A 23,427-nucleotide genomic window follows, 5' to 3' on the forward strand; every position below is an offset into this window, starting at 1 on the left:
CCGAAAATCCGGCATTTCGGTCGCCGGGGCGTCGGTTCACGTAACGGACAACTCGCCCTCAGCCTTCGGCTACCTCAGGGGGTCGACCTGTTCACCGCAGGTTCACTTGCGACCGGGGAACAGGTCATCTGGCCCTCCTAGCTTTCGAGTGGGCCGGTGAGACCGGCTTGTCGGGCCGATCGAGCCCGGCAATCCACTCGAAGGGAAAACCGTGAAGCTCCAGCGGTCCGGCCTGCTGGCCGGTATTGCTTTGACCGCGACCCTCTCGCTGGTCGCGTGTGGTTCGGACAACGAGACGGCGTCGCCGGCCGGTGGCGCCTCCGCCGCGGCCCAGAACTGCGCCGCGGGGGATCTGACGGCGCAGGGCTCGACCGCGCAGAAGAACGCCATGGACGAGTGGATCAAGACCTACCAGGGTCAGTGCTCCAACGCGAAGATCAACTACCAGGGCACCGGTTCCGGCGCGGGCATCCAGGCCTTCATTTCGGGTACGGCCGACTTCGCCGGCTCCGACTCCGCGCTCAAGCCGGAGGAGCAGCCGCAGGCGGACGCCAAGTGCGCCGGCGGCCAGGCACTCAACCTGCCGATGCTGGTCGGCCCGATCGCCGTGGTCTACAACGCGGACGGCGTCGAGAACCTGCAGCTGTCCGCGAGCACCATCGCCAAGATCTTCTCCGGCAAGGTCACCAAGTGGAACGACCCGGCGATCGCGGCGGAGAACAGCGGCGCCCAGCTGCCCGCGACCACCATCGAGACGGTCCACCGCTCCGACGAGTCCGGCACGACCGACAACTTCACCAAGTACCTGAGCAAGACCGCCCCCGCCGACTGGACGTACGGCAACGCCAAGGCGTGGAAGGCTCCGGGCGGCACCGGCGCGGCCAAGTCCGACGGCGTGGCGGCGCGGGTCAAGAGCACGCCCGGCACGATCAGCTACGTCGAGCTGTCCTTCGCCGAGAACAGCGACCTGAAGAAGGCGAAGGTCAAGAACGGCGCGGGTGAGTTCGTCGAGCTGACCCCCCAGAGCGCGGGCAAGACCATCGAGGGCGCCAAGGTCGCCGGCACGGGCAACGACCTGAAGCTGGACATCGACTACAGCACCACCACGGCGGGGGCGTACCCGATCGTCCTGGTGACCTACGAGATCGTGTGCAGCAAGGGCAGCCCGAAGGCCGAGGCCATCAAGGGCTTCCTGACCTACACCTCGAGCACCGGTGGCCAGGCGTCCCTCGGCGAGCTGGGCTACGGGCCGCTGCCCGAGACCATGCGCAGCAAGGTTGCGGCGTCGGTCGCGGCCATCGCCTGATCCTCCCCGGGTCCCTCCGAGACGACAGCGAGCAGCAGATGGGTGAGTACCCCTCCGGCTCGGCGAACCTCGGCGCCGGCGGGTCGCGTGTGGCAGGACGCCACGCCCGGCCCGCCGGCGACGGCGTTTCGCCGGTTCCCCCCGACGACGTCCCCCCCGGCGGCCGTCCGCCTCTCGGCGGTGGCGGCGCGCTGCCCCGCAAGGCACGGTTCTCGATCGAGAGCGGCTTCCGCGGCCTCAGCAGGGCATCCGGCGCGATGGTGCTGGTCATCATCGTGGCCATCGCGATCTTCCTGATCGCCAAGGCCATACCGGCGCTGCAGGCCAACACGGAGAACTTCTTCACGTACGAGAAGTGGTTCCCGAACGAGACACAGCCCAAGTTCGGCATCGCGGCCCTGGCCTTCGGGACCGTGCTGACCTCGATCATCGCCTTGATCGTGGCGGTGCCCGTGGCCCTGGGCATCGCGCTGTTCCTGTCGCACTACGCACCGAAGCGCCTGGCCAACCCGCTCGGATTCGTCGTCGACCTGCTGGCGGCCGTGCCCAGCGTCGTCTTCGGCCTGTGGGGCCGGGACTTCTTCGTGGCGCCGGTGCGGGAGCTGTCGGTGTGGCTCAACCACTACTTCAGTTGGCTGCCGCTGTTCGACGGCGACGGCCCGTTCGGCTACTCGATCCTGCTCGGCAGCCTGGTGCTGGCCATCATGGTGCTGCCGATCATCACCTCGATCTCGCGTGAGGTGTTCCAGCAGACCCCCGGCATGAACGAGGAGGCGGCGCTCGCGCTGGGCGCCACCAAGTGGGAGATGATCCGTACGGCGGTGCTCCCGTACGGCCGGCCCGGCATCATCGCCGCGGTCATGCTCGGCCTGGGTCGCGCGCTCGGCGAGACGATCGCCCTGGCCCTGACGCTCGGCAGCGTCTTCGGGATCTCCTTCAACATCATCGAGAACGGCGGCAACAGCATCGCCGCGAACATCGCCAACACGTTCGGCGAGGCCAACGAGACCGGTCGCGGCGCGCTGATCGCCTCCGGCCTGGTGCTGTTCGCCATCACCCTCGTGGTCAACATGGCGGCCCGCGCGATCATCTACCGCCGCCGCGAGTTCCGGGACAGTGCCGCATGACCGAGTGCACCGAGCGCAGCGAGGGCATGCGGAATGGGAGCCCAGCATGAGTCTTCTTGAGCGGGAAATGCCCGGCGTTCGCATGACGCCGGAGAACATTCGGGGCAAGCGGCTGTCGCTGGCCACGAATCTGGGCGTCGCCGTCGTGGCCCTCGCGGTCGCGGCGATCGTCGTGTTCGGCCTGGACATCGGCGGCTGGGTGCTCGTCGCGGTCCTCGGCCTGCTGCTCTACCTGGCCGGGCTCCTGTACGTCGCAGGCCGCGTGGAGGGCAAGCGCGCCGCGCGGGACCGCATGTGGAAGACGCTCATCTACTCCGCGTGCATTCTGGCGGTGCTGCCGCTGACCTCCGTGGTGTGGACGCTGATCTCCAAGGGCGCCGAGCGGCTGGACGCGACGTTCTTCACCACGTCGATGAACAACATCGGCGCGCGAGACGCGGGCGGCGGCGCGTACCACGCCATCATCGGCACGCTGGAGCAGGTCGGCATCGCCACCCTGCTGGCCGTGCCGCTCGGTGTGATGGGCGCGGTCTACCTGGTCGAGTACGGCCGGGGCCGGTTCGCGCTGACGGTCCGCTTCTTCGTCGACGTGATGACCGGTATCCCGTCGATCGTGGCCGGTCTGTTCATCCTGTCGTTCTGGGTGCTCATCGTCAGCCCGGTGTTCAACGACGGCCGGCCGCAGTACTCGGGTTTCGCCGCCGCGCTGGCGCTGGCCGTACTGATGCTGCCCACGATCGTGCGGTCCACCGAGGAGATGCTGCGGCTGGTGCCGGGGCCGCTGCGGGAAGGCGCGTACGCACTGGGCGTGCCGCAGTGGAAGACCATCATCAAGATTGTCCTGCCGACGGCCCTGCCGGGTATCGTCACCGGCATCATGCTGGCGATCGCCCGGGCGGCCGGCGAGACCGCACCGGTGCTGCTCGTGGCGGGCGGCGCCAGCGCCATCAACTTCAACCCGTTCAGCGGCAACCAGATGTCGCTGTCGCTCTTCGTGTTCCAGCAGGCCGGCGACGCTTCCAAGTACGCACCTGCCCGCGCCTGGACGGCAGCACTGACGCTGGTCGCCCTGGTCCTCATCCTGACGATCGCGGCAAAACTGCTCGCCCGTCGCAACCAGTTGACGCGATAAGAGGTGTCCCCCATGGCCAAGCGCATCGAGGCGCACAACGTCTCGTCGTACTACGGATCGTTCAAGGCGATCGACAACGTCTCCATGACGGTCGAGCCCAAGACGATCACCGCCCTGATCGGGCCGTCGGGCTGCGGCAAGTCGACGTTCCTGCGGTCGATCAACCGCATGCACGAGGTACTGCCGAACGCCCGGATCGAGGGCCGGCTCACGATCGACGACCAGAACATCTACGACCCCGACGTGGATGTCACCGCGGTCCGCCGGATGATCGGCATGGTGTTCCAGCGACCCAACCCGTTCCCGACCATGAGCATCTACGAGAACGTGGTGGCGGGGCTGCGGCTCAACGGCATCCGCAAGAAGTCGGTGCTGGACGACTCCGCGGAACAGTCGCTGCGGTCGGCGAACCTGTGGGACGAGGTGAAGGACCGGCTCGGCCGTCCGGGCGCGGGCCTGTCCGGCGGCCAGCAGCAGCGGCTGTGCATCGCCCGGACCATCGCGGTGGAGCCGCAGGTGGTGCTCATGGACGAGCCCTGCTCGGCGCTCGACCCGATCTCGACGCTGGCGATCGAGGACCTGATGTTCAAGCTGAAGGACCGCTTCACGATCATCATCGTCACGCACAACATGCAGCAGGCCGCGCGGGTCAGCGACAAGACCGGCTTCTTCTCGATCGACAAGACCGGCGATCCGGGCCGTCTGATCGAGTACGACGACACGCAGAAGATCTTCAGCAACCCGAGTCAGCGCAAGACCGAGGACTACATCACGGGTCGCTTCGGCTGATCGTCACCGTGACGGCGCCGTCCTCCGCCACCTCCACCCGGGGCATGACGGGGACGGCGGCGTCGCGGTGTGCGGAGGCCGCGACGATCTCGTCGGCCCGCTCGTACGCGGAGAGCTCGCGCAGCAGCACGCGGGTCGGCGGGAGCATGGTCAGCTCGTCGGCGTCGGCCGGGCGGATCCACGCGGTCCCGTCGGCCTCGCCGGAGACGTCGCGCGCCTCCTGCCCGGCCGGGAGCAGGGCCACGAAGAACCAGGTGTCGAAGCGCCGGGGCTCGAACTCCGGGGTGATCCACCGCGCCCACGGCAGCAGCAGGTCGTCGCGCAGCCGCAGCCCCCGGCGGGCCAGCACCTCGCTGAGGTTGAGCTGGCGGGCGACGACCTGGGCCCGCTCGTCCTCCCAGTCGTCACCGCCCACGTTGCCGATGGTGTGGTCCGGCTCGTCGGCCCGCCCGGCCAGCAGCACCCCCGCCTCCTCGAACAGCTCCCGCGCGGCGGCGCCCACCACGGCGTGGGCCTGCTCGTCGGGCACCCCGAGCCGGGCCGCCCAGTCCGCGCGCAGCGTCTCGGGCTGGTCGTCGGGGGAGACGCCGCCGCCGGGGAACGCGTACACGCCGCCGAACGCCATGGTGGTGCGGCGGCGCAGCACGTACACCTGAAGGGTCTCGGGGTGCAGCAGCGCGACCGTGGCCGCGGGCCGCGCGGGCACGGGGGTGCCGGTGAACTCGCGCGCCCGGCGCGCCAACGCTTCCGGCAACTCGAGGTTGGTCACCGTCCGATCCTGCCACCGAACCGGCCGTGAGCGATACCGTGGCGATCATGGCCAAGGACGTGTCGCCCACGGTCCGCTGGGGCATCCTCGGCACGGGCGCGATCGCCACGACGTTCGCCGCCGACCTGAGGCTCGTGCCCGGGGCGGAGCTGGCCGCGGTCGGCTCGCGCCGGGCCGACACCGCCACGGAGTTCGCGCGGCGGCACGGCTTCGCCCGGGCCCACGGCTCGTGGGCCGAGCTGGCCGCGGACGACCAGGTGGATGTCGTGTACGTGGCGACCCCGCACGCCATGCACCACGCGGCCGCGCTGACCTGCCTGGCCGGTGGCAAGGCGGTGCTCTGCGAGAAGCCGATGACGCTGGATCTGGCCTCGTCGGCGCATCTGGTCCAGGAGGCGCGTACCCGTGGGTTGTTCCTCATGGAGGCCATGTGGATGCGCTGCAATCCGGCGATCCGCCGGGTGGCCGAGCTGATCGGCGACGGCGCGATCGGCGAGGTGACCGCGGTACACGCCGACTTCGGGCTGGCCGGGCCGTTCGGGGCCGAGCACCGGCTGCGCGATCCCCGGCTCGGCGGCGGCGCCGCGCTGGACCTCGGGGTGTACCCGCTCAACCTGGCCCATCTGATCCTGGGCACCCCGGAGTCGGTGCAGGCCTGGGCGCGGCTCACCCCGGAAGGGGTGGACGAGAACACCGGCATGCTACTCGGCTACGCCTCGGGCGCGGTGGCCGCCCTGACCTGCGGGATCGGCGGCGCCACCCGCAACACCGCCTCGATCACCGGCACCCGGGGGCGGATCGACCTGCCGCCGGAGTTCTACATGCCGAGGTCGTTCGAGCTGCACCGCGACGGCCGCGCGGAGACCTTCGACGTGCCGTTCCCGGGCCACGGCTACCAATACGAGGCGCTGGAGGTGCAGCGCTGCCTGGCGGCCGGGGAGCTGGAGAGCCCGCTGGTGCCGCAGACGGCCACCCTGGAGATCATGAGCACGCTGGACGCGGTCCGCGCGCAGATCGGGGTCAGCTACGACCTCGACCCGCCCGCGGAACTCAGCTGAACAGCGGGCGGACCAGGAAGTACGTGAGGCAGGCGATCCCGGCCGCCGCGGGGAACGTGATGATCCAGGCGATCACGATGTTGCCCGCCACGTTCCAGCGCACGGCGCTGATCCGCTTGGTGGCGCCGACGCCCATGATCGCCGAGGTGATGGTGTGCGTCGTGGAGATCGGCGCGCCCAGCACGAGCGCGTTGAAGTACAGCACCGAGCTCGCGACGGTCTCGGCGGCGAAGCCCTCGGGCGGCCCCAGGTCGATGATCTTGCGGCCGAGGGTGCGGATGATCCGCCAGCCACCCGCGTACGTACCGAGCGCCAGCACCGTCGCCGAGGTGTAGTAGACCCACGTCGGGATCTCGGTGGGGCTGTCCTGGTACCCGCCCGTGTAGAGCGCCAGCACGATGATGCCCATGGTCTTGGCGGCGTCCTGCATGCCGTGGCCGATGGACATGGCCGCCGCCGACACGGTCTGCGCGTGCCGGAAACCCCGGTTGAGGCGGCCCGGGTTGCCCCGGCGGAAGCCCCACAGGATCGCCAGCATCACCAGGAAGCCGAGGGTGAGGCCGACGACCGGCGACAGCACCATCGGGATGAGCACCTTCGTGGTGATCGTCCCCCACTCGACGGTGCCACCGGCGGCGAACAGGGTCGCGCCGACGAGCCCGCCGAACAGCGCGTGTGACGACGACGACGGCAGCCCGAAGTACCAGGTGACGAGGTTCCAGACGATGGCGCCGACAACGCCGGCGAAGACCACACCCAGGCTGGCGATGCCGGTCGGCAGCGTGACCAGGCCGTCGCCGACGGTCTTGGCGACCTCGGTGCCGAAGTGCGCCCCGATGAAGTTGCCGGCGGCGGCCATGAGCAGCGCGGCCCGGGGCGTGAGCGCCCGCGTGCTGACACTGGTCGCGATGGCGTTGGCCGCGTCGTGGAAGCCGTTGGTGTAGTCGAACACCATCGCGGCGGCGATCACCGCGAGCACGGCGATGAACTCGGCGGACAAGGTCTAGGACTCCTTGACCGTGATGGTCTCGACCGTGTTCGCCACGTGCTCGAAGGCGTCGCAGGCCGCCTCCAGCTCGTCGGCGACCTCCTTCATCTTCAGGACGGTCAGCGCGTCGTACTCGCCGGAGAACAGCCGGACCAGCAGCATCCGGTACGCCCGGTCGCCGTCGTTCTCCAGCCGGTTGATCTCGATCCAGTACTCCTCGAGATTCTTCATGGTGCGCAGCCGGGGCATCGCCTCGGCGGTCAGCTTGGCCTGCTGGTCCAGGACGTGCACCAGCTCGTGCATCTCGCGTGGCAGCGACGGCAGGGCGGTGAGGCCGTACAGGTAGAGCAGGTTGCCGACCGCTTCGAGGTGGTCCATGACGTCGTCGAGCTGCGAGCCGAGGGAGTAGATGTCCTCCCGGTCGAACGGCGTGACGAACGTCGAGTTGATCTTCTTGTACAGGTCGTGGGTGATCTGGTCGCTGTCGTGTTCGACGTCGGTCAGCCGGTCGCTGACGGACTGCACGTCGACGTCGGGCAGCGCCAGCTCGTTGAGCAGCTCGGTGCCCCGCACGAGGTTTTGCGCGGCCTTGGTGAAAAGGTCGTAGAAGGCGCCCTCGGTGGGGCGGAAGGAGAACTTCACGGCGCGAACCTCGCGGGACTGGTGGGCAGGTACGGAACCGCCGTGACGGGCACGGCGAACTCCGGGGGAATGCTAGGTAACGCGTCGGTGGGCACGGACCCCGCCTACCCCTGCTCAGAGGCAGTTCAATCGCAGTTCATCCAATGTTCACCATCCGCACCCGTGGATGGGTAGCTCCGGACGGTGGAGATCACACCCGCGGGACGGCCTCGGCCCGGGTCGGATGCGGCGCCGGCGATGTGCGGCGGGCCGGCCGGGGCGGATCCACCGGCGGCGCCACGGGCTGGCTCACCGGGCACTGGCGCAGGTGCCGGACGAGACCGACCTGGTCGGTGTCCGCGATGACGTCCACCCCCGCCGCGCAGAGCTCGGACCAGATCGCCCGGCGTGCCCGGCGCGAGCCCTCGGTCAGGCCGGAGATCCGGACCAGGCGGCCGTCGGCATGCGCGGCGCGCACCAGGGCATGCAGCAGGTGCCGCTCCTCGGCGGAGATGGGCTCCCGGCCGTCCCAGCCGAACCGCCGCGACCATGATTCACTGATCATCGGCACCAGCGACGGCGGCGCCGACCGGGTGCCGATGTCGTCGAAGGTGCCGTCGGCGAAGGCGTACCGGACCGGCTGGGCGGCCAGCAGCTCGCGGACGTCCACGATCCCGGCCACGGCCACGGTCACCGCGCCCGGCTCCAGCACCCCGTCCACGGACCGGCTCAACAGCTGGGCGTGGTCGCGCAGCTGCCGGTCCAGCATCCGGTACGCCCGCAGCAGCGTCTCGGCGTCGCGGCGCGGCCCGACGAACTCCACCACCAGCCGGAACGGCAGCCGCTGATCGCGGCGCAGCCGCCCGTCGCCGGCCTTCGCCCGGACGAACAGCGGGGACAGCACGAGCCGGCGCAGCGTACGCCCCGGCTGCGGTGCGCCCGGCCCGATGAACAGTTCGCCGTGCGGCCCGGGACGCACCGGGATGGTCAGCCCCGCCAGGCCACGGCGCAGCACGCCGGGCAACGGGTCGGTCTCCTGCGGGCGGATGATCGCGTGTCCCCACGGCAGGTACGGCTGCGGATGGCGCAGCAACGAGAAGCCGACCGAGACCGCGCCGACCGTACCGGCCACCCCCGCCAGACCACCCGCGATTGTCGAGATGTCCCCCGCCACCGTCACGCCCCCATCCCGCCAGGTGAATAGGACTAAACGTACTTATCGCTCAGACCACTGTGTCACATCTGACACCGCCACCCGGGTATATCTAGCGGAGAAATCCCTCGTGACGTCGCGTGTCGCCGGATCCGGGGCGAACCGGACGGGGGGAGAAAAGGAACGGCCGGCGGCCGGAGTCGGTCAGTCGACGACGGCGGACAGCCACTTGCGGTACGTCGACGCGAACGGCTCCGTCCCGTCGCCGAGCGCGACCAGCAGCCGCTCCGCCGCCGCCTGCGCCTCGACGACCACGTCGTCCGGGTAACCGAAATGGACCCGGTGCTCCTCGAACTCGTCCTCGTCGCGCAGCTCGACCAGCCCCGACTCCCGCCGGCGTACCACGTCCAGATCGAGGTCGATGATGTGCACCGTGTCGCCGTCCCACCGGGCCGGGGTGGTGATGTCGCAGTAGACCTCGCTCGTGCGCGGCGGCGGGTTGAACATCGCCGTCCACCACGATTCGCGCGGGATCAGCAGCACGAACGGGATCTGCTCGACCGAGGGCCGGCCGTGGTAGACCGAGGCGGTGCCGCGGGTGACACCCACCCAGATGCCGAGATCGTCCTCGTTGAGCCGACGCGCCGGATAGTCGCGATGGGCCGAACCGTCGTACTTGGTGTAGACCACCCGGACCGTCTCGCTCGGCATGCTTGGCACCCTAACGGTGCGCGGGTTTCGTCGGTGGCGGCGGGTACGGTCTTCGTCGTGCCCGCCGCCACCCGTTCCCCGGCCACCGCCGCCCAGCTCCTCGCCGCCGCGGTCGGCGCGGTGCCGGGCGGCACCGCCCGCCCCGGCCAGGAAGCCATGGCCGCGGCCATCGAACGCGCCGTCGCCGACTCCGAGCACCTGCTGGTCCAGGCCGGCACGGGTACAGGCAAGTCGCTGGCCTACCTGACCCCCGCGCTGCTGGTCGACGGCCCCGTGGTCATCTCCACCGCCACCCTCGCGCTGCAGAACCAGCTCGTCGAGCACGACCTGCCCCGGCTGGCCGAGGCGGTCACGCCGATCCTCGGCCGCCGCCCCACGTTCGCGGTCCTCAAAGGGCGCCACCACTACCTGTGCCTGGCCAAGCTGGAGCACGCCGACGAGGAGGAGCCCGCCGACACCCTCTTCGACGACCCGCCACGGCAACGCTGGCTCGGCGAGGCGGGCCGGCTCGGCAAGCAGATCCAGCGCCTGCGCACCTGGGCGGAGAAGACCGCCACCGGCGACCGCGACGAGCTCGATCCCGGCGTGGACGACACGGCGTGGCGGCAGGTGTCGATGCCCGCCCGCGACTGCGTGGGCGCCGCCCGCTGCCCGTACGGGGCGGAGTGTTTCGCCGAGGCTTCCCGGGCCCGGGCCCGGGAGGCCGACGTCGTGGTCACCAACCACAGCCTGCTGGCCGTCGACATGCTGGCCGGGCGCCACATCGTGCCGCCGCACAAGCTGCTCGTCGTCGACGAGGCGCACGAGCTGGCCGACCGGGTCTCCTCCGCCGCCCAGGCCGAACTCACCCCCGAGGCGGTCGAGCGGGCCGGACGCCGTGCCCGCCCACTGGTCACCCCCGCCGCCGGGGAGGCCATCACCACGGCCGGCGACGCGCTGGCCGCCGGCCTCGGCGAGACACCGGCGGGGCGCCTGACGGCCGGGCTGCCGCCGCTGCTGCACCAGGCGGTGACGCTGATCGACGCGTCCACCCGGTCGGCCCTGGAGGCGATCGGCGACGTCAAGGCGGACGACCCCGATCCGGTCCGCAAGCAACAGGCCAAGGCCACTCTGGACGAGCTGTCCACCACCGCCCAGCGCCTGCTGGAACAGGCCGAGCACGACGTGGCCTGGATCGAGAAGTCCGAGACGGGCGGCGGGCGGCGCGCGCTCGTCGTGGCCCCGCTGTCGGTGGCGGGCACCCTGGCCGGCAGCCTCTACACCGACCGTACGGTCGTGGCCACCTCGGCCACCCTGACCCTCGGCGGGCGCTTCGACACGGTCGCCCGCTCGCTCGGCCTGCCCGCCGCGGCGGTCCCCGAGCAGCGGTCCGGCGCCGCCGCCCCGGCCTCCGGTGACGGCTGGAGTTCCCTCGACGTCGGCTCGCCGTTCGACTACCCCAAGCAGGGCATTCTGTACGTGGCCGCGCACCTGCCCCGGCCCGCCGCCTCCGGCCTGCCCGCCGCCGCGGGCGAGGAACTCGTCAAGCTCGTGACCGCGCTCGGGGGCCGGACGCTGGGCCTGTTCTCGTCCCGCCGCGCCGCCACCCAGGCCGCCGAGCTGGTCCGCGCCCGTACCGATCTCCCGGTGCTGTTGCAGGGTGACGAGTCGCTGCCCATCCTGGTCCGCAAGTTCCGGGAGGACCGCGCCAGCTGCCTGTTCGGGGTCATGTCGCTGTGGCAGGGGGTCGACGTGCCCGGCGACGCCTGCCAGCTCGTCGTCATCGACCGGCTGCCGTTCCCGCGCCCCGACGAGCCCCTGGCGGCCGCGCGCGCCGCCGCGGTCGACGCGGCCGGCGGCTCCGGGTTCGCGTCGGTCAGCGTCCCCATCGCGGCCGTACGCCTGGCCCAGGGCGTGGGGCGGTTGATCCGCTCCACCGGGGACCGTGGCGTGGTCGCGGTGCTCGACTCCCGGCTGGAGACCGCCCGCGGGTACGGCGCCTTCCTGCGCGGGTCACTGCCCCCGTTCTGGTACACGACCCGCCCCGAGGCGGCCATCGGCGCCCTGCAACGCCTCGCCGCGACATAGCGGCGGTATCCGCGTCAGGCGACGTGGAGTTAAAGGTTTCCGATCCGTGCCTGTGACAGACCGGTCGCAAGCATGCGTTCCCGCATCTGGCGGCGGCGCTCGCCCCGCTCCTCCGTGTCCCAGGACGGATCCACAGCGCGAGCCTTCACCTTGACATCCCGCCAATTCGCCGCTTCGGTCACGAGTCCTCCTCCTTGTACGGGAGCACAGACGTCCGCTATGTGGTGGCTGGTACGGGGTCGTCCGGAACCGGGCCGGGGGGTGCTTCGGGGCGGCGGCGGCGGGCCAGTCGGCGTACGCCCGTGTTCAGGACGGCGATCAGCGGCACCGCGACCAGCGCTCCCACGATTCCGGCCAGCACGACGCCGGAGGCGATGCCGATGATGACCACGAGCGGGTGGATGGCCACCGCCCGGCCCATGATGAGCGGCTGCAGGACGTGCCCCTCCAACTGCTGCACCAGGATCACCGCGCCGAGCACGATCAGCGCGATCACCCAGCCCCGGGTGACGAGCGCGACCAGTACGGCCACGGCGCCCGAGGTGGTGGCACCGACGATCGGGATGAAGGCGCCCAGGAACACGAGCGCGGCCAGCGGGAAGGCGAACGGGACCTTCAGGATGACCAGCGCGAGCCCGATGCCGAGCGCGTCGATGAAGGCGACCAGGACGGTGGCCCGGACGTACGACCCCAGCGTCGCCCACGAGGCGTCACCCGCGTCGAACAGGCTCCAGCGGGCGTTCACCGGGAACAGCCGGACGAGGAAGTACCAGAGCTTGCGGCCGTCGCGCAGGAAGAAGAACGTCGCGAACAGCACCAGCAGCGCACCCGTGACCACCTCGAAGAGGGTGGCGGCGGTGGCGAAGCCGGTCTCGGTCAGCGAGGAGGTGTTCCCATTGATCCAATCCTGGGCGGAGTCGATCGCCTGATCCACCTGCTTGTCGGACAGGTGCAGCGGCCCGGTCCGCGCCCACTCCTGGATCTTCCGTACGCCGTCGCTGGCGTTGCGGGTCAACTCCGGCAGTCCGTCGAGGAACTGGTTGATGACCAGGGTCAGCGTGCCCGCGACCGCGGCGATGCCGCTGATCAGGACGAGAAACGTGGCCAGCGAACGGGGCAGCCGCATCCGCAGCAACCAGCCGACCGCGGGGGCCAGCAACGCGGACAGCAGCAGCGCGATGGCCAACGGGATGACGACGATGCTGATGGTCCCGATGAAGCGCAGCAGCGCATAGCCAACCACGCCCACCACGATGAGCCGCCACGACCAGGCCGCGGCGATGCGCAACGAATGCGGCACCTCGGTGTCGTCCAGGCTGGTCGTCGACTGCTGGTCGACCACCACCTGCGGTGGAGGTATCTCGAACGCGAAGTCCTGGTCGGCGTCGGAATTCCCGTTCTGCTGGGTCCGCGCCGTTCGCACGGACTCGCGGCCCGTCTCGTAGGCTTTTCGCAGGTTCTGCCGGACCCGCTGCAACCGGCTCAACCGCCAACCCCCTCGCCCTAGTCACGCGATATCCACCGTAGTCGCCGCCCGCGGCAGCGTCCCCTGCTCGCTCGCAGATTCCCACTGATCCGCAGGCCCGGGCAGGCGTCCGCGACAGACGGGCGTACCGTCTGCACGTGAGCGCCGACACCACCACCGACACCGGCCTGCCGATCCGGATGCTGCACGACCGCGTCCTCGTACGCCTCGACGGCAGCGAGGGCGAGCGCCGCTCGACCGCCGGCATCGTCATACCCGCGACCGCGTCGATGGGCCGCCGCCTGTCATGGGCCGTAGCCATGGGGGTCGGGCCGAACGTGCGCTCCATCGTCGTCGGCGACCGGGTTCTGTTCGACCCGGACGACCGCTCCGAGGTCGAGCTGCACGGCAAGACCTATGTGCTGCTCCGGGAGCGGGACGTGCACGCCGTGGCCGCCAGCCGGGTCGAATCCGACGGCACGGGCCTCTACCTGTGACCACCGGCCCGATCGGCCACCGAACCCGCATGCCGCACGGCTCGGACGGCCGCCGGTTTCCGGCGGCCGACCCTCCGGAACGCCGACGGCGCTGATCCTTCGAGCTGGTCACGACACTGCCATACCCAGGTGACCGGGCCGCTATTCGCGGGACGAGCCGCCCGTATCGGCATTGGGCGCCGGGTCGGCCGGGGGCGCCTCGCTCCCGGCGTGGGGGGCCCCGGTCGGATCCGGGGCCTGCGGCCCGGTCGCGACTGCCGGGTCCGGCGAGTACGGGTACGGATGCCCGCCGCTGTGCGCCGGTGGCACCGGAGGCTGCGCGGGTGCGTGGCCTGCCCAGTGCTGCTGCGGGTCCCACCCGGGCGGGTTGCCGTGGTTCGCGTGTGGACCTTGGGAGCCCGAACTCGGCTGCGCGTCGTACACCGGTGGCGCGCCGTAGCCCGGCTGCGCGTCGGTGGGCGGTGGCGCGCCGTAGCCGGGCGGGGCACCGTACGCGGGCGGCGCGGAGATCCCGTAGCCGGGCGGGACGCTCCCCGGCTGGACGCCGTAACCCGGCTGGACGCCACCCGACGGCGAACCGCCCGGCGGGACACCGTAGCCCGGTGTCGAGGGGTAGCCGGAAGCAGCCGGAAACCCCGCAGCGGGCGGGTAGCCCGGAGCGGGCACGTAGCCGGGGGCAGAGGGGTAGCCCGGAGCGGGCGAGAAGCCCGGAGCGGGCGAGAAGCCCGGAGCCGGCGAGAAGCCCGGAGCCGGCGGGTAGCCCGGGGCGGCCCCATACGCGCCGGCCGGGGCGGCGCCATACGCGCCATAGCCCGGTTGAGGTGCGTAGCCGGCCGGGGTGGGGTAACTGGTCGGGGCGGCGTACCCGGGGGGAGGGCCGTAGGTGGCGGGACGGACGTAGGCGGCGGGTGGGCCGTACCCGGCTGGAGGGCCGTAGCTGGGCGCGGAGCCGTAGCTCGGGTATCCCGGCGCCGGGGCGAACCGTGGAGCCGCCGCGTATCCGGGCGCGCCCCAGCCCACACCGACCGGCACGGGTGGCGCGAGACGGACCGGCACGGGCACCACCGGCTCCTCGGGCGCGGGCACCGCCCGCGTCACGCCGTCCGGGAACGCGATCTGGTAGCCGGACCCGTTCCAGAAGGCCTGCGGCGCCTGCGGGTCGCGCCCCACGAACGACGACCGGTACGCGGTGATCGCCGTCAGCAGGCGGCGCTCCTCGTCGGCGGCGTGCCGGATGTCCTCCGGCTTGCGGTCCAGGCCGCGCTGCATCCCGTCGCGCAGCAGCGCCAGCTTGGTGGCCGCGAACTGGAACTCCCGCATCGCCTTGACCCCGGCGGTGCCCGCGACGCGCCGGGCCCAGCGGCGGGCGGAGTGGCGCCGGCCCAGGCTGCCGAGCGAGGCCATCTCCGGCGGCGAGAACCAGCCGGTACGCACGTAGTACGGCAGGATGCGCTCGCTGAGCCGCCCCTCCCAGCCGCGCAGCGCGACCGCGACGCCGACCATCGCGAAGAACAGCGGCACCATGAAGCCGATGTAGCCGTACAGCATGATGAGCGGCTGGCCGGTGGCCACCGACAGCGTCGGGAGCAGGTTGAACGTGCCGTGCAGCATCATCGCCAGCAGCAGCCCGGCGATCGGCGCGAGCCAGCGCACCCGGCGGTCCGGCGAGCGCGCGGAGATGCCGAGGCCGATGCCGGCCATCGAGGTGAACAGCGGGTGGGCGAAGCCGGTGAACAGGATCCGGACGATGAAGATGAGGAAGACGTTCTGGATGCCGGTGGCGGGACCGTACTGGTCGGCGCCCGCCGCGTAGCCGTGGCCGCCCAGGTAGAGCACGTTCTCCACCATGGCGAAACCGATCGCGGAGATGCCACAGTAGACGATGCCGTCGGTGATGCCGGACCATTCGCGGCGCCGTTTCCAGAGCAACAGGATCGGGCCGAGGGCCTTCATCGTCTCCTCGATGAACGGGGCGACCAGCACCGCGACCAGCGCGTCCGGCAGCCCCACGTGCTCGAAGAGCCAGGCCAAACTGGTGTTGACCAGCAGCGCGACGGCGGTCGCCACGGCCGCGCCCCAGGCGAAGCAGAAGACGAGGTAGCGGGTCGGCTCGGGCTCGTACCGGTCGAGCCAGAGGAAGCAGCCAACGAGCACGGGCACCGGCAGGATCGCGGCCACGAGGCCGATGACCAGCCCGGCGACGCCGAAGTTGTAGCCCAGGAAAATCAGCATGGCGACGGCGCACACCGCGATCAGGCCGATCACGGCGCCGAGCGGCAGCCAGCGCCGCCAGCCACGCCGGTGCGGCAGCTCCGGCGGGCTCCCGTCCGGGCCGGACCAGGCCGCACCGGGGACGAGCACCCCCGCGCCCGCAGCCACCGGGACAGGGCCCGGAACGGCGCCCAGGCTGGGCTGAGCACCCAGGGTGGGGGCCGCGCCCAGACTCGGGACCGCGCCCACGCTGGGGGGTGACCCCACGCTCGGCGGTGTCCCCGGCCCCGGGTCCGGTGCCGGTTCGAGCGGGGCGGCTGAATCGGGCGGCGACCAGCCGGCGGGGGTCTGGCCGGCCGGAGGGTGGGCAGGCTGGTCGGGCGACCCGCCCGGTGCAACGTCGGCCATGCCGTCAGCCTAGCCATCCGGGCGTTCCCGGGCCGCCCCAGCCAGCCCGAGCGGGGCGCGGGCCACCGCGGCGACCCGCACACGGCCGGTCACGCCACCCGGCGCGGCGGGTCAGGACGAGCGGTTACGCCCCTTTCCGGCCGCCAGCCCGCGCTGACCCGCGTCGCTCACCCGGTCGTCCGGATGCGCGGTGCGCCCAGCGGCGGGGACGGGACCGCCCGCCCCCGTGCCACCCCGCACTCGGCGTATCGGGCCACGCCCCGACCCTACGGGCCGGCGTGCCAGGATGTCGCCGTGACGGATCTAGTGCACCGCTGGCGGGCGGCGGCCCGGGGCGCGGGGGCGAGCGCGCCGGAGGCGGATCTGGACGCGGCGGGCGGGTACCTGCTGGGTCGCTGGTCCGAGCCGCAGCGGCAGTACCACGACGTGACTCACCTGTGCGCCGTACTCGAGGTGATCGACCGGTATGCGGACCTGGCGCCCGCCCCGGACCGGGTGCGGGTCGCGGCGTGGCTGCACGACGCGGTCTACGACCCGCGGGCGCTGGGCGACGCGAACGAGCGCGACAGCGCGGAGTTCGCGGCGGGGCTCCTCACCACGCTGGGCGCCCCGGCGCAGGTGGCGGCCGAGGTGTCGCGGCTGGTCGGGTTGACGGCCGGGCACGCGACCGGCGCCGACGACCCCGACGGCGAACTGCTGTGCGACGCCGACCTGTCCATCCTGGCCGCCGACGACGACCGGTACGCGGCGTACACGGCGGCGATCCGCCGCGAGTACGCGCACGTGCCGGACGACGCGTTCCGGGCCGGTCGCACCCAGGTCCTCACCGCGCTGCTGGAGCTGCCCCAGATCTACCGCCTCGCGCCGCTGCACGCCGCGTGGGAGGCCCGCGCCCGCGCCAACCTGACCCGCGAACTGGCCACGCTGGCGGCCGGTTAGACGGTGTGCTTGGGGCGGCGCAGACCGGCGGCGCGCAGCCGGGCGGCCAGCTCGCGCGGCGCGACCAGGGTCGCCCCCAGCCACAGCGCGGCCGGGTAGCGGGCCGCCGGGATGTCGTAGTGGTCGCGGTCGAACCCGCGCCGGGGCACCCCGAGCATCTCGGCGAACGCGTGCAGCTCCGCGTACGAGACGTCGCTGACCAGGTGGGACCAGAGCCGTCCCCGGCCCGGCCAGCGTGGCTCGTCGACGAGGATCAAAGGTCCACTTCGAGCAGGTCGGAGATGCCGCCCCGGTCGGCGGCGATGCCGCGCACGTCCGGCACCCCGATGCGGGCGGCGTCGGCGGTCAGGTCGTCCGGCATGGTCTGGGACTGCCGTTCCGCCTGGACCCGCGCGAGGTAGTGCTCGACCTCGCGGGCGCGCACGGCCGGGCTCCAGCCCAGCGCCTCGCCCATGATCTCGGCGGCGTGCGCGGCGGACTCGGTGCCCCGGTGCGCGGTCTCGATGGAGATCCGGGTACGCCGGGTGAGCACGTCGTCCAGGTGCAGCGCCCCCTCGGCCAGCGCCGCGTACGCGATCTCGGCGGCCAGGTACTCCGGGGCGCCGCGCAGCGGGCCGGCCAGGGTGGGCTCGGCGGCCATCATGGCCAGCAGGTGCGTCGTGAGGGTGCCGTACCGCTCCAGCAGGTGTTCCACCACCCCGGCGGTGACACCGTGGCGGCGGGCGAGGTCCTGCCGGTCGCGCCAGGCCGCCGTGTACCCGTCGGCGCCGAGCAGCGGTAGCTGGTCGGTGCGCGAGGCCCGGACCGGCCCGCCGAGGCGGCGCGCCGCCCGGTCGATGACATCGGCGGCCATCACCCGGTACGTCGTGTACTTGCCGCCCGCCACCAGCAGCAGGCCGAGCATCGGCTCGACCACGGCGTGCTCGCGGGAAAGTTTGGAGGTGGAGTCCGCCTCGCCGGACAGCAGCGGACGCAGGCCCGCGTACACGCCCTCGATGTCGTCCTCGGTCAGCGGCCGGTCCAGCACGGTGTTGACCTGGTCGAGCAGGTACCGGATGTCGCGGGCCGAGGCGGCCGGGTGGCCCCGGTCAAGTTCCCAGTCGGTGTCCGTGGTGCCGATGATCCAGTGCCCGCCCCACGGGATGACGAACAGCACCGAGGTCGCGGTGCGCAGGATCAGCCCGGCCTCACCGGTGATCGCGGAGCGGGGCACCACCAGGTGCACGCCCTTGGAGGCGCGTACCCGCATGCCCGGGCGGACCCCGACGTCGCTGAGCATCTGGGACATGTCGTCGCTCCACACCCCGGTGGCGGCGACCACCGTACGGGCGCGGACCTCGAAGTCGGGAGCGTCCGGCGCCTCCAGGTCCCGGACCCGCACCCCGACGACCTCGCGGGCCTGCCGGACGAAGCCGGTGACCCGGGCGCTGGTGACCACGGCCGCGCCGAGGCTGGCCGCCGTCCGGGCCAGGTTGACCACGAGGCGGGCGTCGTCGACCTGCCCGTCGTAGTACCGGATCGCGCCGGTCACCGCGTCCGCGCGCAGGCTGGGGAACATCGCCCGGGCCCCGTCGCGGGTCAGGTGCCGGTGCAGCGGCATCCCCCGCCCGGTGCCGAACACCCCGGCGAACGCGTCGTACGCGGCCACCCCGGCCCCGTAGTACGCCCGGTGCCAGGCCCGGGCGGGCGGGTTGGCCGCCATCAGCGGCACCAGGATCGGCACGGGCCGCACCAGGTGCGGGGCGAGACGGCTGGTGAGCAGGCCGCGCTCGGTGAGCGCCTCGTGGACGAGGTGCAGTTCGAGCTGTTCCAGGTAGCGCAGGCCGCCGTGGATCAGCTTGCTGGACCGGCTGGAGGTGCCGGCGGCCAGGTCACGGGCCTCGACCAGGGCGACGCTCAGGCCGCGCGAGGCGGCGTCCAGGGCGGCGCCGGCGCCGGTGACACCGCCGCCGATGACCAGGACGTCGAACTGCTCGTCGCGGAGCCGGCGCAGGTCAGCGATGCGGCGGATCGGCGACAGCCGACCGGCCGAGTACCGGGAGACGGAGGGATCACGCACCCGTATGAGGTTAGCGCCCCCGGGTGTCACACCGGCGAGGGAAACGTGGCGCTCAGGGGTGAGAACGGTGGGTGAAGACGCGGAAAGGCGGGCCGCCGGAGCGGCCCGCCTTCGCGCTTGGTGCGAGTGGGATGGACTCAGAAGTCCATGTCCCCGCCGCCCGGAGCACCGGCCGGGGCCGGGGTCTTCTCGGGCTTGTCCGCCACGACCGCCTCGGTCGTGAGGAACAGGGCGGCGATCGACGCGGCGTTCTGCAGCGCCGAACGGGTGACCTTGGCCGGGTCGATGATGCCCGCGGCCAGCAGGTCCACGTACTCGCCGTTGGCGGCGTTGAGGCCGTGACCGGCCTCCAGGTTGCGCACCTTCTCCACCACGACGCCGCCCTCGAGGCCGGCGTTCACGGCGATCTGACGCAGCGGGGCGTCGAGCGCGACCTTGACGATGTTCGCGCCGGTGGCCTCGTCGCCGGCCAGGTCCAGCTTGTCGAACGCGGTCTTGCCGGCCTGCACGAGCGCCACGCCACCGCCGGGCACGATGCCCTCCTCGACGGCCGCCTTCGCGTTGCGCACGGCGTCCTCGATGCGGTGCTTGCGCTCCTTCAGCTCGACCTCGGTGGCCGCGCCGACCTTGATGACCGCAACACCGCCGGCCAGCTTGGCCAGGCGCTCCTGCAGCTTCTCGCGGTCGTAGTCGGAGTCCGACTTCTCGATCTCGGCGCGGATCTGGTTGACCCGGCCCTGGATCTGCTCGGCGTTGCCGGCACCGTCGACGATGGTGGTCTCGTCCTTGGTGATGACGACCTTGCGGGCCTGGCCCACGAGGCTCAGGTCGGCGGCGTCGAGCTTGAGGCCGACCTCCTCGCTGATGACCGTGCCGCCGGTGAGGATCGCGATGTCCTCCAGCATGGCCTTGCGGCGGTCGCCGAAGCCCGGGGCCTTGACGGCGACGGACTTGAAGGTGCCGCGCACCTTGTTGACGACCAGGGTGGCCAGGGCCTCGCCCTCGACGTCCTCGGCGATGATGACCAGCGGCTTGCCGGACTGCATGACCTTCTCGAGGACGGGCAGCAGGTCCTTGACCGCGGAGATCTTGCTGTTGGCGATGAGGATGTACGGGTCGTCGAAGACGGCCTCCATCCGCTCGGCGTCGGTCATGAAGTACGCCGAGATGTAGCCCTTGTCGAAGCGCATACCCTCGGTGAGCTCCAGCTCCAGGCCGAAGGTGTTGCTCTCCTCGACGGTGATGACGCCTTCCTTGCCGACCTTGTCCATGGCCTCGGCGATGATCTCGCCGACCGTGGAGTCACCGGCGGAGATGGAGGCGGTGGAGGCGATCTGCTCCTTGGTCTCCACGTCCTTGGCGATCTGCGACAGCGCCTCGGAGACGCTCGCGACGGCGGCCTCGATGCCCCGCTTCAGGGCCATCGGGTTCGCGCCTGCCGCGACGTTGCGCAGGCCCTCACGGACCAGCGCCTGGGCGAGGACGGTCGCCGTCGTCGTGCCGTCGCCGGCCACGTCGTCGGTCTTCTTGGCGACCTCCTTGACCAGCTCGGCGCCGATCTTCTCGTAGGAGTCCTCGAGCTCGATCTCCTTGGCGATCGACACACCATCGTTGGTGATGGTGGGCGCGCCCCACTTCTTCTCGAGCACGACGTTGCGGCCCTTGGGGCCGAGCGTCACCTTGACGGCGTCGGCGAGCTGGTTCATGCCCCGCTCGAGGCCGCGACGAGCTTCCTCGTCGAATGCGATGATCTTGGCCATACGGCGTTGTCCTCCTGGACACTCGCGGTGCCGGGCCTGTTCGGCCCCGCTTTCCGCACGTTGAGGATCTCTTCGGACGTCGCCACCTGGCGATGCGACGTCCGCAGGACGGGCCGGATAGCCCGCGACGACCGGCCTCGTGCCCCGGCGCCGATGGCGACGCCGTGACCGTGACCCCACCGTCCCGACCTGTTGGCACTCGCGTGGCGCGAGTGCCAATGACTTGTTTAGCACTCTGAGGTGGCGAGTGCAAGGACGACCGGCCACCCCGCACACCCCTCCGACGAGGCGTTGATCACGCACGGTGAGCAGGCTACGGAGGTGGGCGCCCGACCGGCAGGCCAGCGAATCATCTCGCCGTTCGGCCGCCCGCGCCGACTGAACGGCGGAATCCCGAGCGGAGTCACGCGGCGTCATCAGCGCCGAGCCCGGCGCGGTCGGAATCCGGCATCCGGCTTGCCTAGCTGACGCGCGACCGGTAGGCAGACAGCATGACCGGCACACTCGCCCGGCCCCGTACGCACACCGTCCACCGGGTCACCGCCGCCGACGCCGCCCGGACCCGGGCGCTGCGGCTGGAGATGCTGGCCGACAGCCCGCTGGCGTTCCTGGAGACGGTGGCGCAGGCCGCCGCCCGCCCGCACGCCGACTACCGGCGCCGGATCGCCGACGCGGCCAGCGGCGACCATCTCGCCCAGTTCGTGGCGGATCCCGGCCGGGGCCCGCTGATCGGCCACGCGGGCGGGACGATGCTGCCGGACGAGCCGGGCGCGACCGTGGTGTTCGCCGTCTACATCACCCCCGCGCATCGCGGCACGGGCGTGCTGGACGAGCTGGTCGAGGCGGTCGCCGAGTGGTCGCGCGCCGCCGGGCGCCCGGAGCTCATGCTGGAGGTCGTGGTCGGCAACGACCGGGCGGTCCGGGCGTACGAGCGGCTCGGCTTTGCCGACACGGGCATCCGGGTGCCGCACCCGGTCATCCCGGCCCTGACCGAGCTGCAGATGCGCCGCCGCGCCTGATGCCCCGCCCGTGGCACGCCGCCCGTACGGTGTTGCGCGAGCTTGCGCTGCGCCCGTGGGCGGCCCGGCTGTTCACACCGCCTGCTGCCACTGGATCTCCACGTCCACCGGCCGGAAGCCCATCAGCCGATTGATGGCGAGCATGCGCTCGTTCGCCGACGCGTTGATGGTGTCGATCGCGGTCAGCCCGGGGCGCGCGGCCCGGATGTGCCGTACGTTCTCCAGCTTCACGATCAGGCCGAGCCGGTGCCCGCGATGCCCGGGGTGGACGATGGTGATCTGCTGCCAGGCATGCTCGGGAGCCGCCTCGGTCCCGGTCAGCGTGCTCCAGGCGACCAGCCGCCCGGTCGCGGCGTGCACGGCGCCGGTGTGGAAGGCGGTCATGCCCCGGGCGCGCCGGGCCTCCTCGTTGCCGCGCACCCGGGCCCCGTCGACCTGCTCGACCTCCATGACCAGGTCGCCGACCGGCGCGTCCGCCAGCAGCCGGCCGTCCAGGTAGGCCAGGTCGTCGAGGAACTCGTCCGGCGGCACCCCGATCCACTGGACGAGCCGGTATCCGTCCGCGTGCCGCCACGCCTCGGCGCGCAACGCGTCCAGCCGGTCGTGGTCGGCGCCCCCGACGTCGAAGCGGCTGCGGGTCTCGCGGAGCGCGGGCGCGGCCCCCACGGCATCCGCGAACGCGGCGCCGTCCGGGCGGGCACCGGTCGTGCTTGCGATGAGTCGCTTGCGCCCGGCCACCCGGACCCGCTCGACGGCGTACGCATGCAGCGCCCGGCCGTAACCCCGGCGCCGATGCTCCGGCGCGACGACCAGCAGCGTAGAGACATTGTCCACATTGTCGTATTGGGGCAGGTTGAGGCCGAGGAAGCCGACCGGCGTCCCGCCGCCGTCGACGGCGAGGTAGCGCTCCTGCTCCGTGCCGGGGAAGGGATGGCGCACCGCCACCGTGAAGACGGACTTCGCCACGGGTGGAAGATCCGGAACATCCCATTCATCCGCAGCGCGCAGTACGCCGTACGCATGGTCGATCGTGGCGTCCGTCAAGGGCTCGATGCGCATCCCGACAGGGTGAACGCACACTCCGTCCGGCGCGAACGATTATTGCCGGAGAAGATTTGCACAGAGGAGATTTGGTCGGGAGGACGCGCGCACAGCGCCTCCGGCGCTGGGTCGTTGGGCCCCTCGGAGATTGTCGCCAAGCTCGAAGGTGGGACCTCGTACGGCGTCGCGTCCTCCCGCGTAGAGCATCCTGCCGAGCCTGCGATCGGTCCGCAAGCCCTCCCCGGAAGGAAATACCCGCCGCCGGTCGGATACCCGACTATGCGCTGGTCAGCCCAGCAGGACCCCG

General features: G+C 71.9%; 19 protein-coding genes and 1 pseudogene. 9 read left to right on the forward strand and 11 right to left on the reverse strand.

Annotated features, from left to right (window positions below):
• The first annotated feature begins 211 nt into the window (after window positions 1-211).
• The 4 genes from pstS to pstB are packed head-to-tail and all read left to right on the forward strand — an operon-like array spanning window position 212 to window position 4,354.
• Entirely contained in the window at window positions 212-1,306 is a 1,095-nt protein-coding gene (pstS, locus tag EV385_RS11275) for a phosphate ABC transporter substrate-binding protein PstS (protein WP_130509434.1), read from the forward strand.
• 38 nt (window positions 1,307-1,344) lie between these two features.
• Window positions 1,345-2,433, forward strand: a complete 1,089-nt coding sequence (gene pstC, locus EV385_RS11280; protein ID WP_130509435.1) for a phosphate ABC transporter permease subunit PstC — start codon at window positions 1,345-1,347, stop codon at window positions 2,431-2,433.
• Window positions 2,434-2,479: 46 nt separating this feature from the next.
• Window positions 2,480-3,565, forward strand: coding sequence for a phosphate ABC transporter permease PstA (gene pstA / locus EV385_RS11285; protein ID WP_130509436.1), 1,086 nt, complete (start codon window positions 2,480-2,482; stop codon window positions 3,563-3,565).
• 12 nt (window positions 3,566-3,577) lie between these two features.
• The gene (gene pstB, locus EV385_RS11290; RefSeq protein WP_130509437.1) at window positions 3,578-4,354 is read left to right on the forward strand and encodes a phosphate ABC transporter ATP-binding protein PstB; all 777 of its coding nucleotides are present in this window, start codon (window positions 3,578-3,580) and stop codon (window positions 4,352-4,354) included.
• Here the strand turns inward: pstB and EV385_RS11295 are convergent.
• The gene (locus tag EV385_RS11295; RefSeq protein WP_130509438.1) at window positions 4,335-5,123 is read right to left on the reverse strand and encodes an NUDIX hydrolase; all 789 of its coding nucleotides are present in this window, start codon (window positions 5,121-5,123) and stop codon (window positions 4,335-4,337) included. The two genes, pstB and EV385_RS11295, sit on opposite strands and share 20 nt — an antisense overlap.
• 47 nt (window positions 5,124-5,170) lie before the next feature.
• Here EV385_RS11295 and EV385_RS11300 point away from each other — a divergent pair, with 47 nt between their 5' ends.
• The gene (locus EV385_RS11300) at window positions 5,171-6,181 is read left to right on the forward strand and encodes a Gfo/Idh/MocA family protein (protein ID WP_130513229.1); all 1,011 of its coding nucleotides are present in this window, start codon (window positions 5,171-5,173) and stop codon (window positions 6,179-6,181) included.
• Here EV385_RS11300 and EV385_RS11305 read toward each other — a convergent pair.
• The 4 genes from EV385_RS11305 to EV385_RS11320 all read right to left on the reverse strand — a co-directional run bounded on the left by EV385_RS11305 (window position 6,174) and on the right by EV385_RS11320 (window position 9,654).
• Window positions 6,174-7,181, reverse strand: coding sequence for an inorganic phosphate transporter (locus tag EV385_RS11305; RefSeq protein ID WP_130509439.1), 1,008 nt, complete (start codon window positions 7,179-7,181; stop codon window positions 6,174-6,176). The genes EV385_RS11300 and EV385_RS11305 overlap by 8 nt on opposite strands.
• Window positions 7,182-7,184: 3 nt before the next feature.
• Complete coding sequence (locus EV385_RS11310; protein WP_130509440.1) at window positions 7,185-7,811, reverse strand: DUF47 domain-containing protein; 627 nt, start codon at window positions 7,809-7,811, stop codon at window positions 7,185-7,187.
• Window positions 7,812-8,001: 190 nt separating this feature from the next.
• Window positions 8,002-8,970, reverse strand: a complete 969-nt coding sequence (locus tag EV385_RS11315; RefSeq protein WP_242624832.1) for a PI-PLC domain-containing protein — start codon at window positions 8,968-8,970, stop codon at window positions 8,002-8,004.
• 177 nt (window positions 8,971-9,147) lie between these two features.
• On the reverse strand, window positions 9,148-9,654 hold the full coding sequence (locus EV385_RS11320) for a DUF402 domain-containing protein (RefSeq protein WP_130509441.1): 507 nt from the start codon (window positions 9,652-9,654) through the stop codon (window positions 9,148-9,150).
• 33 nt (window positions 9,655-9,687) lie between these two features.
• On the opposite strand from EV385_RS11320, the gene EV385_RS11325 reads away from it, so the two are divergent.
• A complete protein-coding gene (locus tag EV385_RS11325) occupies window positions 9,688-11,721 on the forward strand; it encodes an ATP-dependent DNA helicase (protein ID WP_423203035.1) in 2,034 nt (677 codons plus the stop codon).
• Window positions 11,722-11,938: 217 nt separating this feature from the next.
• Here EV385_RS11325 and EV385_RS11330 read toward each other — a convergent pair whose 3' ends face one another.
• Complete coding sequence (locus EV385_RS11330; protein WP_130513231.1) at window positions 11,939-13,198, reverse strand: AI-2E family transporter; 1,260 nt, start codon at window positions 13,196-13,198, stop codon at window positions 11,939-11,941.
• A gap of 188 nt (window positions 13,199-13,386) precedes the next feature.
• Between EV385_RS11330 and EV385_RS11335 the strand changes: the two genes are divergently transcribed.
• A complete protein-coding gene (locus EV385_RS11335) occupies window positions 13,387-13,683 on the forward strand; it encodes a GroES family chaperonin (protein WP_207230085.1) in 297 nt (98 codons plus the stop codon).
• A 549-nt stretch (window positions 13,684-14,232) separates the two neighbouring features.
• On the opposite strand, the pseudogene EV385_RS11340 reads toward EV385_RS11335, so the two are convergent.
• Window positions 14,233-16,302: pseudogene (locus EV385_RS11340) on the reverse strand (PrsW family intramembrane metalloprotease); the annotation flags it as partial.
• A 294-nt stretch (window positions 16,303-16,596) separates the two neighbouring features.
• Between EV385_RS11340 and EV385_RS11345 the strand changes: the two are divergent.
• Window positions 16,597-17,241, forward strand: a complete 645-nt coding sequence (locus EV385_RS11345; protein WP_130509444.1) for an HD domain-containing protein — start codon at window positions 16,597-16,599, stop codon at window positions 17,239-17,241.
• Here EV385_RS11345 and EV385_RS11350 read toward each other — a convergent pair.
• The 3 genes from EV385_RS11350 to groL all read right to left on the reverse strand — a co-directional run bounded on the left by EV385_RS11350 (window position 17,238) and on the right by groL (window position 21,060).
• Window positions 17,238-17,498, reverse strand: a complete 261-nt coding sequence (locus EV385_RS11350; protein WP_130509445.1) for a DUF4031 domain-containing protein — start codon at window positions 17,496-17,498, stop codon at window positions 17,238-17,240. The two genes, EV385_RS11345 and EV385_RS11350, sit on opposite strands and share 4 nt — an antisense overlap.
• Window positions 17,495-19,300 (reverse strand): glycerol-3-phosphate dehydrogenase/oxidase, encoded by a 1,806-nt coding sequence (locus tag EV385_RS11355; protein ID WP_130509446.1) that lies wholly within the window; start codon window positions 19,298-19,300, stop codon window positions 17,495-17,497. The genes EV385_RS11350 and EV385_RS11355 overlap by 4 nt, the downstream gene beginning before the upstream one ends.
• Before the next feature lie 137 nt (window positions 19,301-19,437).
• Window positions 19,438-21,060 (reverse strand): chaperonin GroEL, encoded by a 1,623-nt coding sequence (gene groL, locus EV385_RS11360; RefSeq protein ID WP_130509447.1) that lies wholly within the window; start codon window positions 21,058-21,060, stop codon window positions 19,438-19,440.
• A gap of 491 nt (window positions 21,061-21,551) precedes the next feature.
• On the opposite strand from groL, the gene EV385_RS11365 reads away from it, so the two are divergent.
• A complete protein-coding gene (locus tag EV385_RS11365) occupies window positions 21,552-22,079 on the forward strand; it encodes a GNAT family N-acetyltransferase (protein ID WP_130509448.1) in 528 nt (175 codons plus the stop codon).
• Between the two features lie 72 nt (window positions 22,080-22,151).
• On the opposite strand, the gene EV385_RS11370 is transcribed toward EV385_RS11365, so the two are convergent.
• On the reverse strand, window positions 22,152-23,138 hold the full coding sequence (locus tag EV385_RS11370; RefSeq protein WP_130509449.1) for a GNAT family N-acetyltransferase: 987 nt from the start codon (window positions 23,136-23,138) through the stop codon (window positions 22,152-22,154).
• Window positions 23,139-23,427: the final 289 nt, after the last annotated feature.

This window comes from Krasilnikovia cinnamomea (assembly GCF_004217545.1).
GTDB lineage: Bacteria > Actinomycetota > Actinomycetes > Mycobacteriales > Micromonosporaceae > Actinoplanes > Actinoplanes cinnamomeus.

Coding starts and splice junctions, on each gene's coding strand:
- pstA (WP_130509436.1), top strand. CDS start 2,480: ATGAGTCTTCTTGAGCGGGAAATGCCCGGCGTTCGCATGACGCCGGAG.
- EV385_RS11300 (WP_130513229.1), top strand. CDS start 5,171: ATGGCCAAGGACGTGTCGCCCACGGTCCGCTGGGGCATCCTCGGCACG.
- pstC (WP_130509435.1), top strand. CDS start 1,345: ATGGGTGAGTACCCCTCCGGCTCGGCGAACCTCGGCGCCGGCGGGTCG.
- EV385_RS11320 (WP_130509441.1), bottom strand. CDS start 9,654: ATGCCGAGCGAGACGGTCCGGGTGGTCTACACCAAGTACGACGGTTCG.
- groL (WP_130509447.1), bottom strand. CDS start 21,060: ATGGCCAAGATCATCGCATTCGACGAGGAAGCTCGTCGCGGCCTCGAG.
- pstB (WP_130509437.1), top strand. CDS start 3,578: ATGGCCAAGCGCATCGAGGCGCACAACGTCTCGTCGTACTACGGATCG.
- EV385_RS11335 (WP_207230085.1), top strand. CDS start 13,387: ATGCTGCACGACCGCGTCCTCGTACGCCTCGACGGCAGCGAGGGCGAG.
- EV385_RS11365 (WP_130509448.1), top strand. CDS start 21,552: ATGACCGGCACACTCGCCCGGCCCCGTACGCACACCGTCCACCGGGTC.
- EV385_RS11370 (WP_130509449.1), bottom strand. CDS start 23,138: ATGCGCATCGAGCCCTTGACGGACGCCACGATCGACCATGCGTACGGC.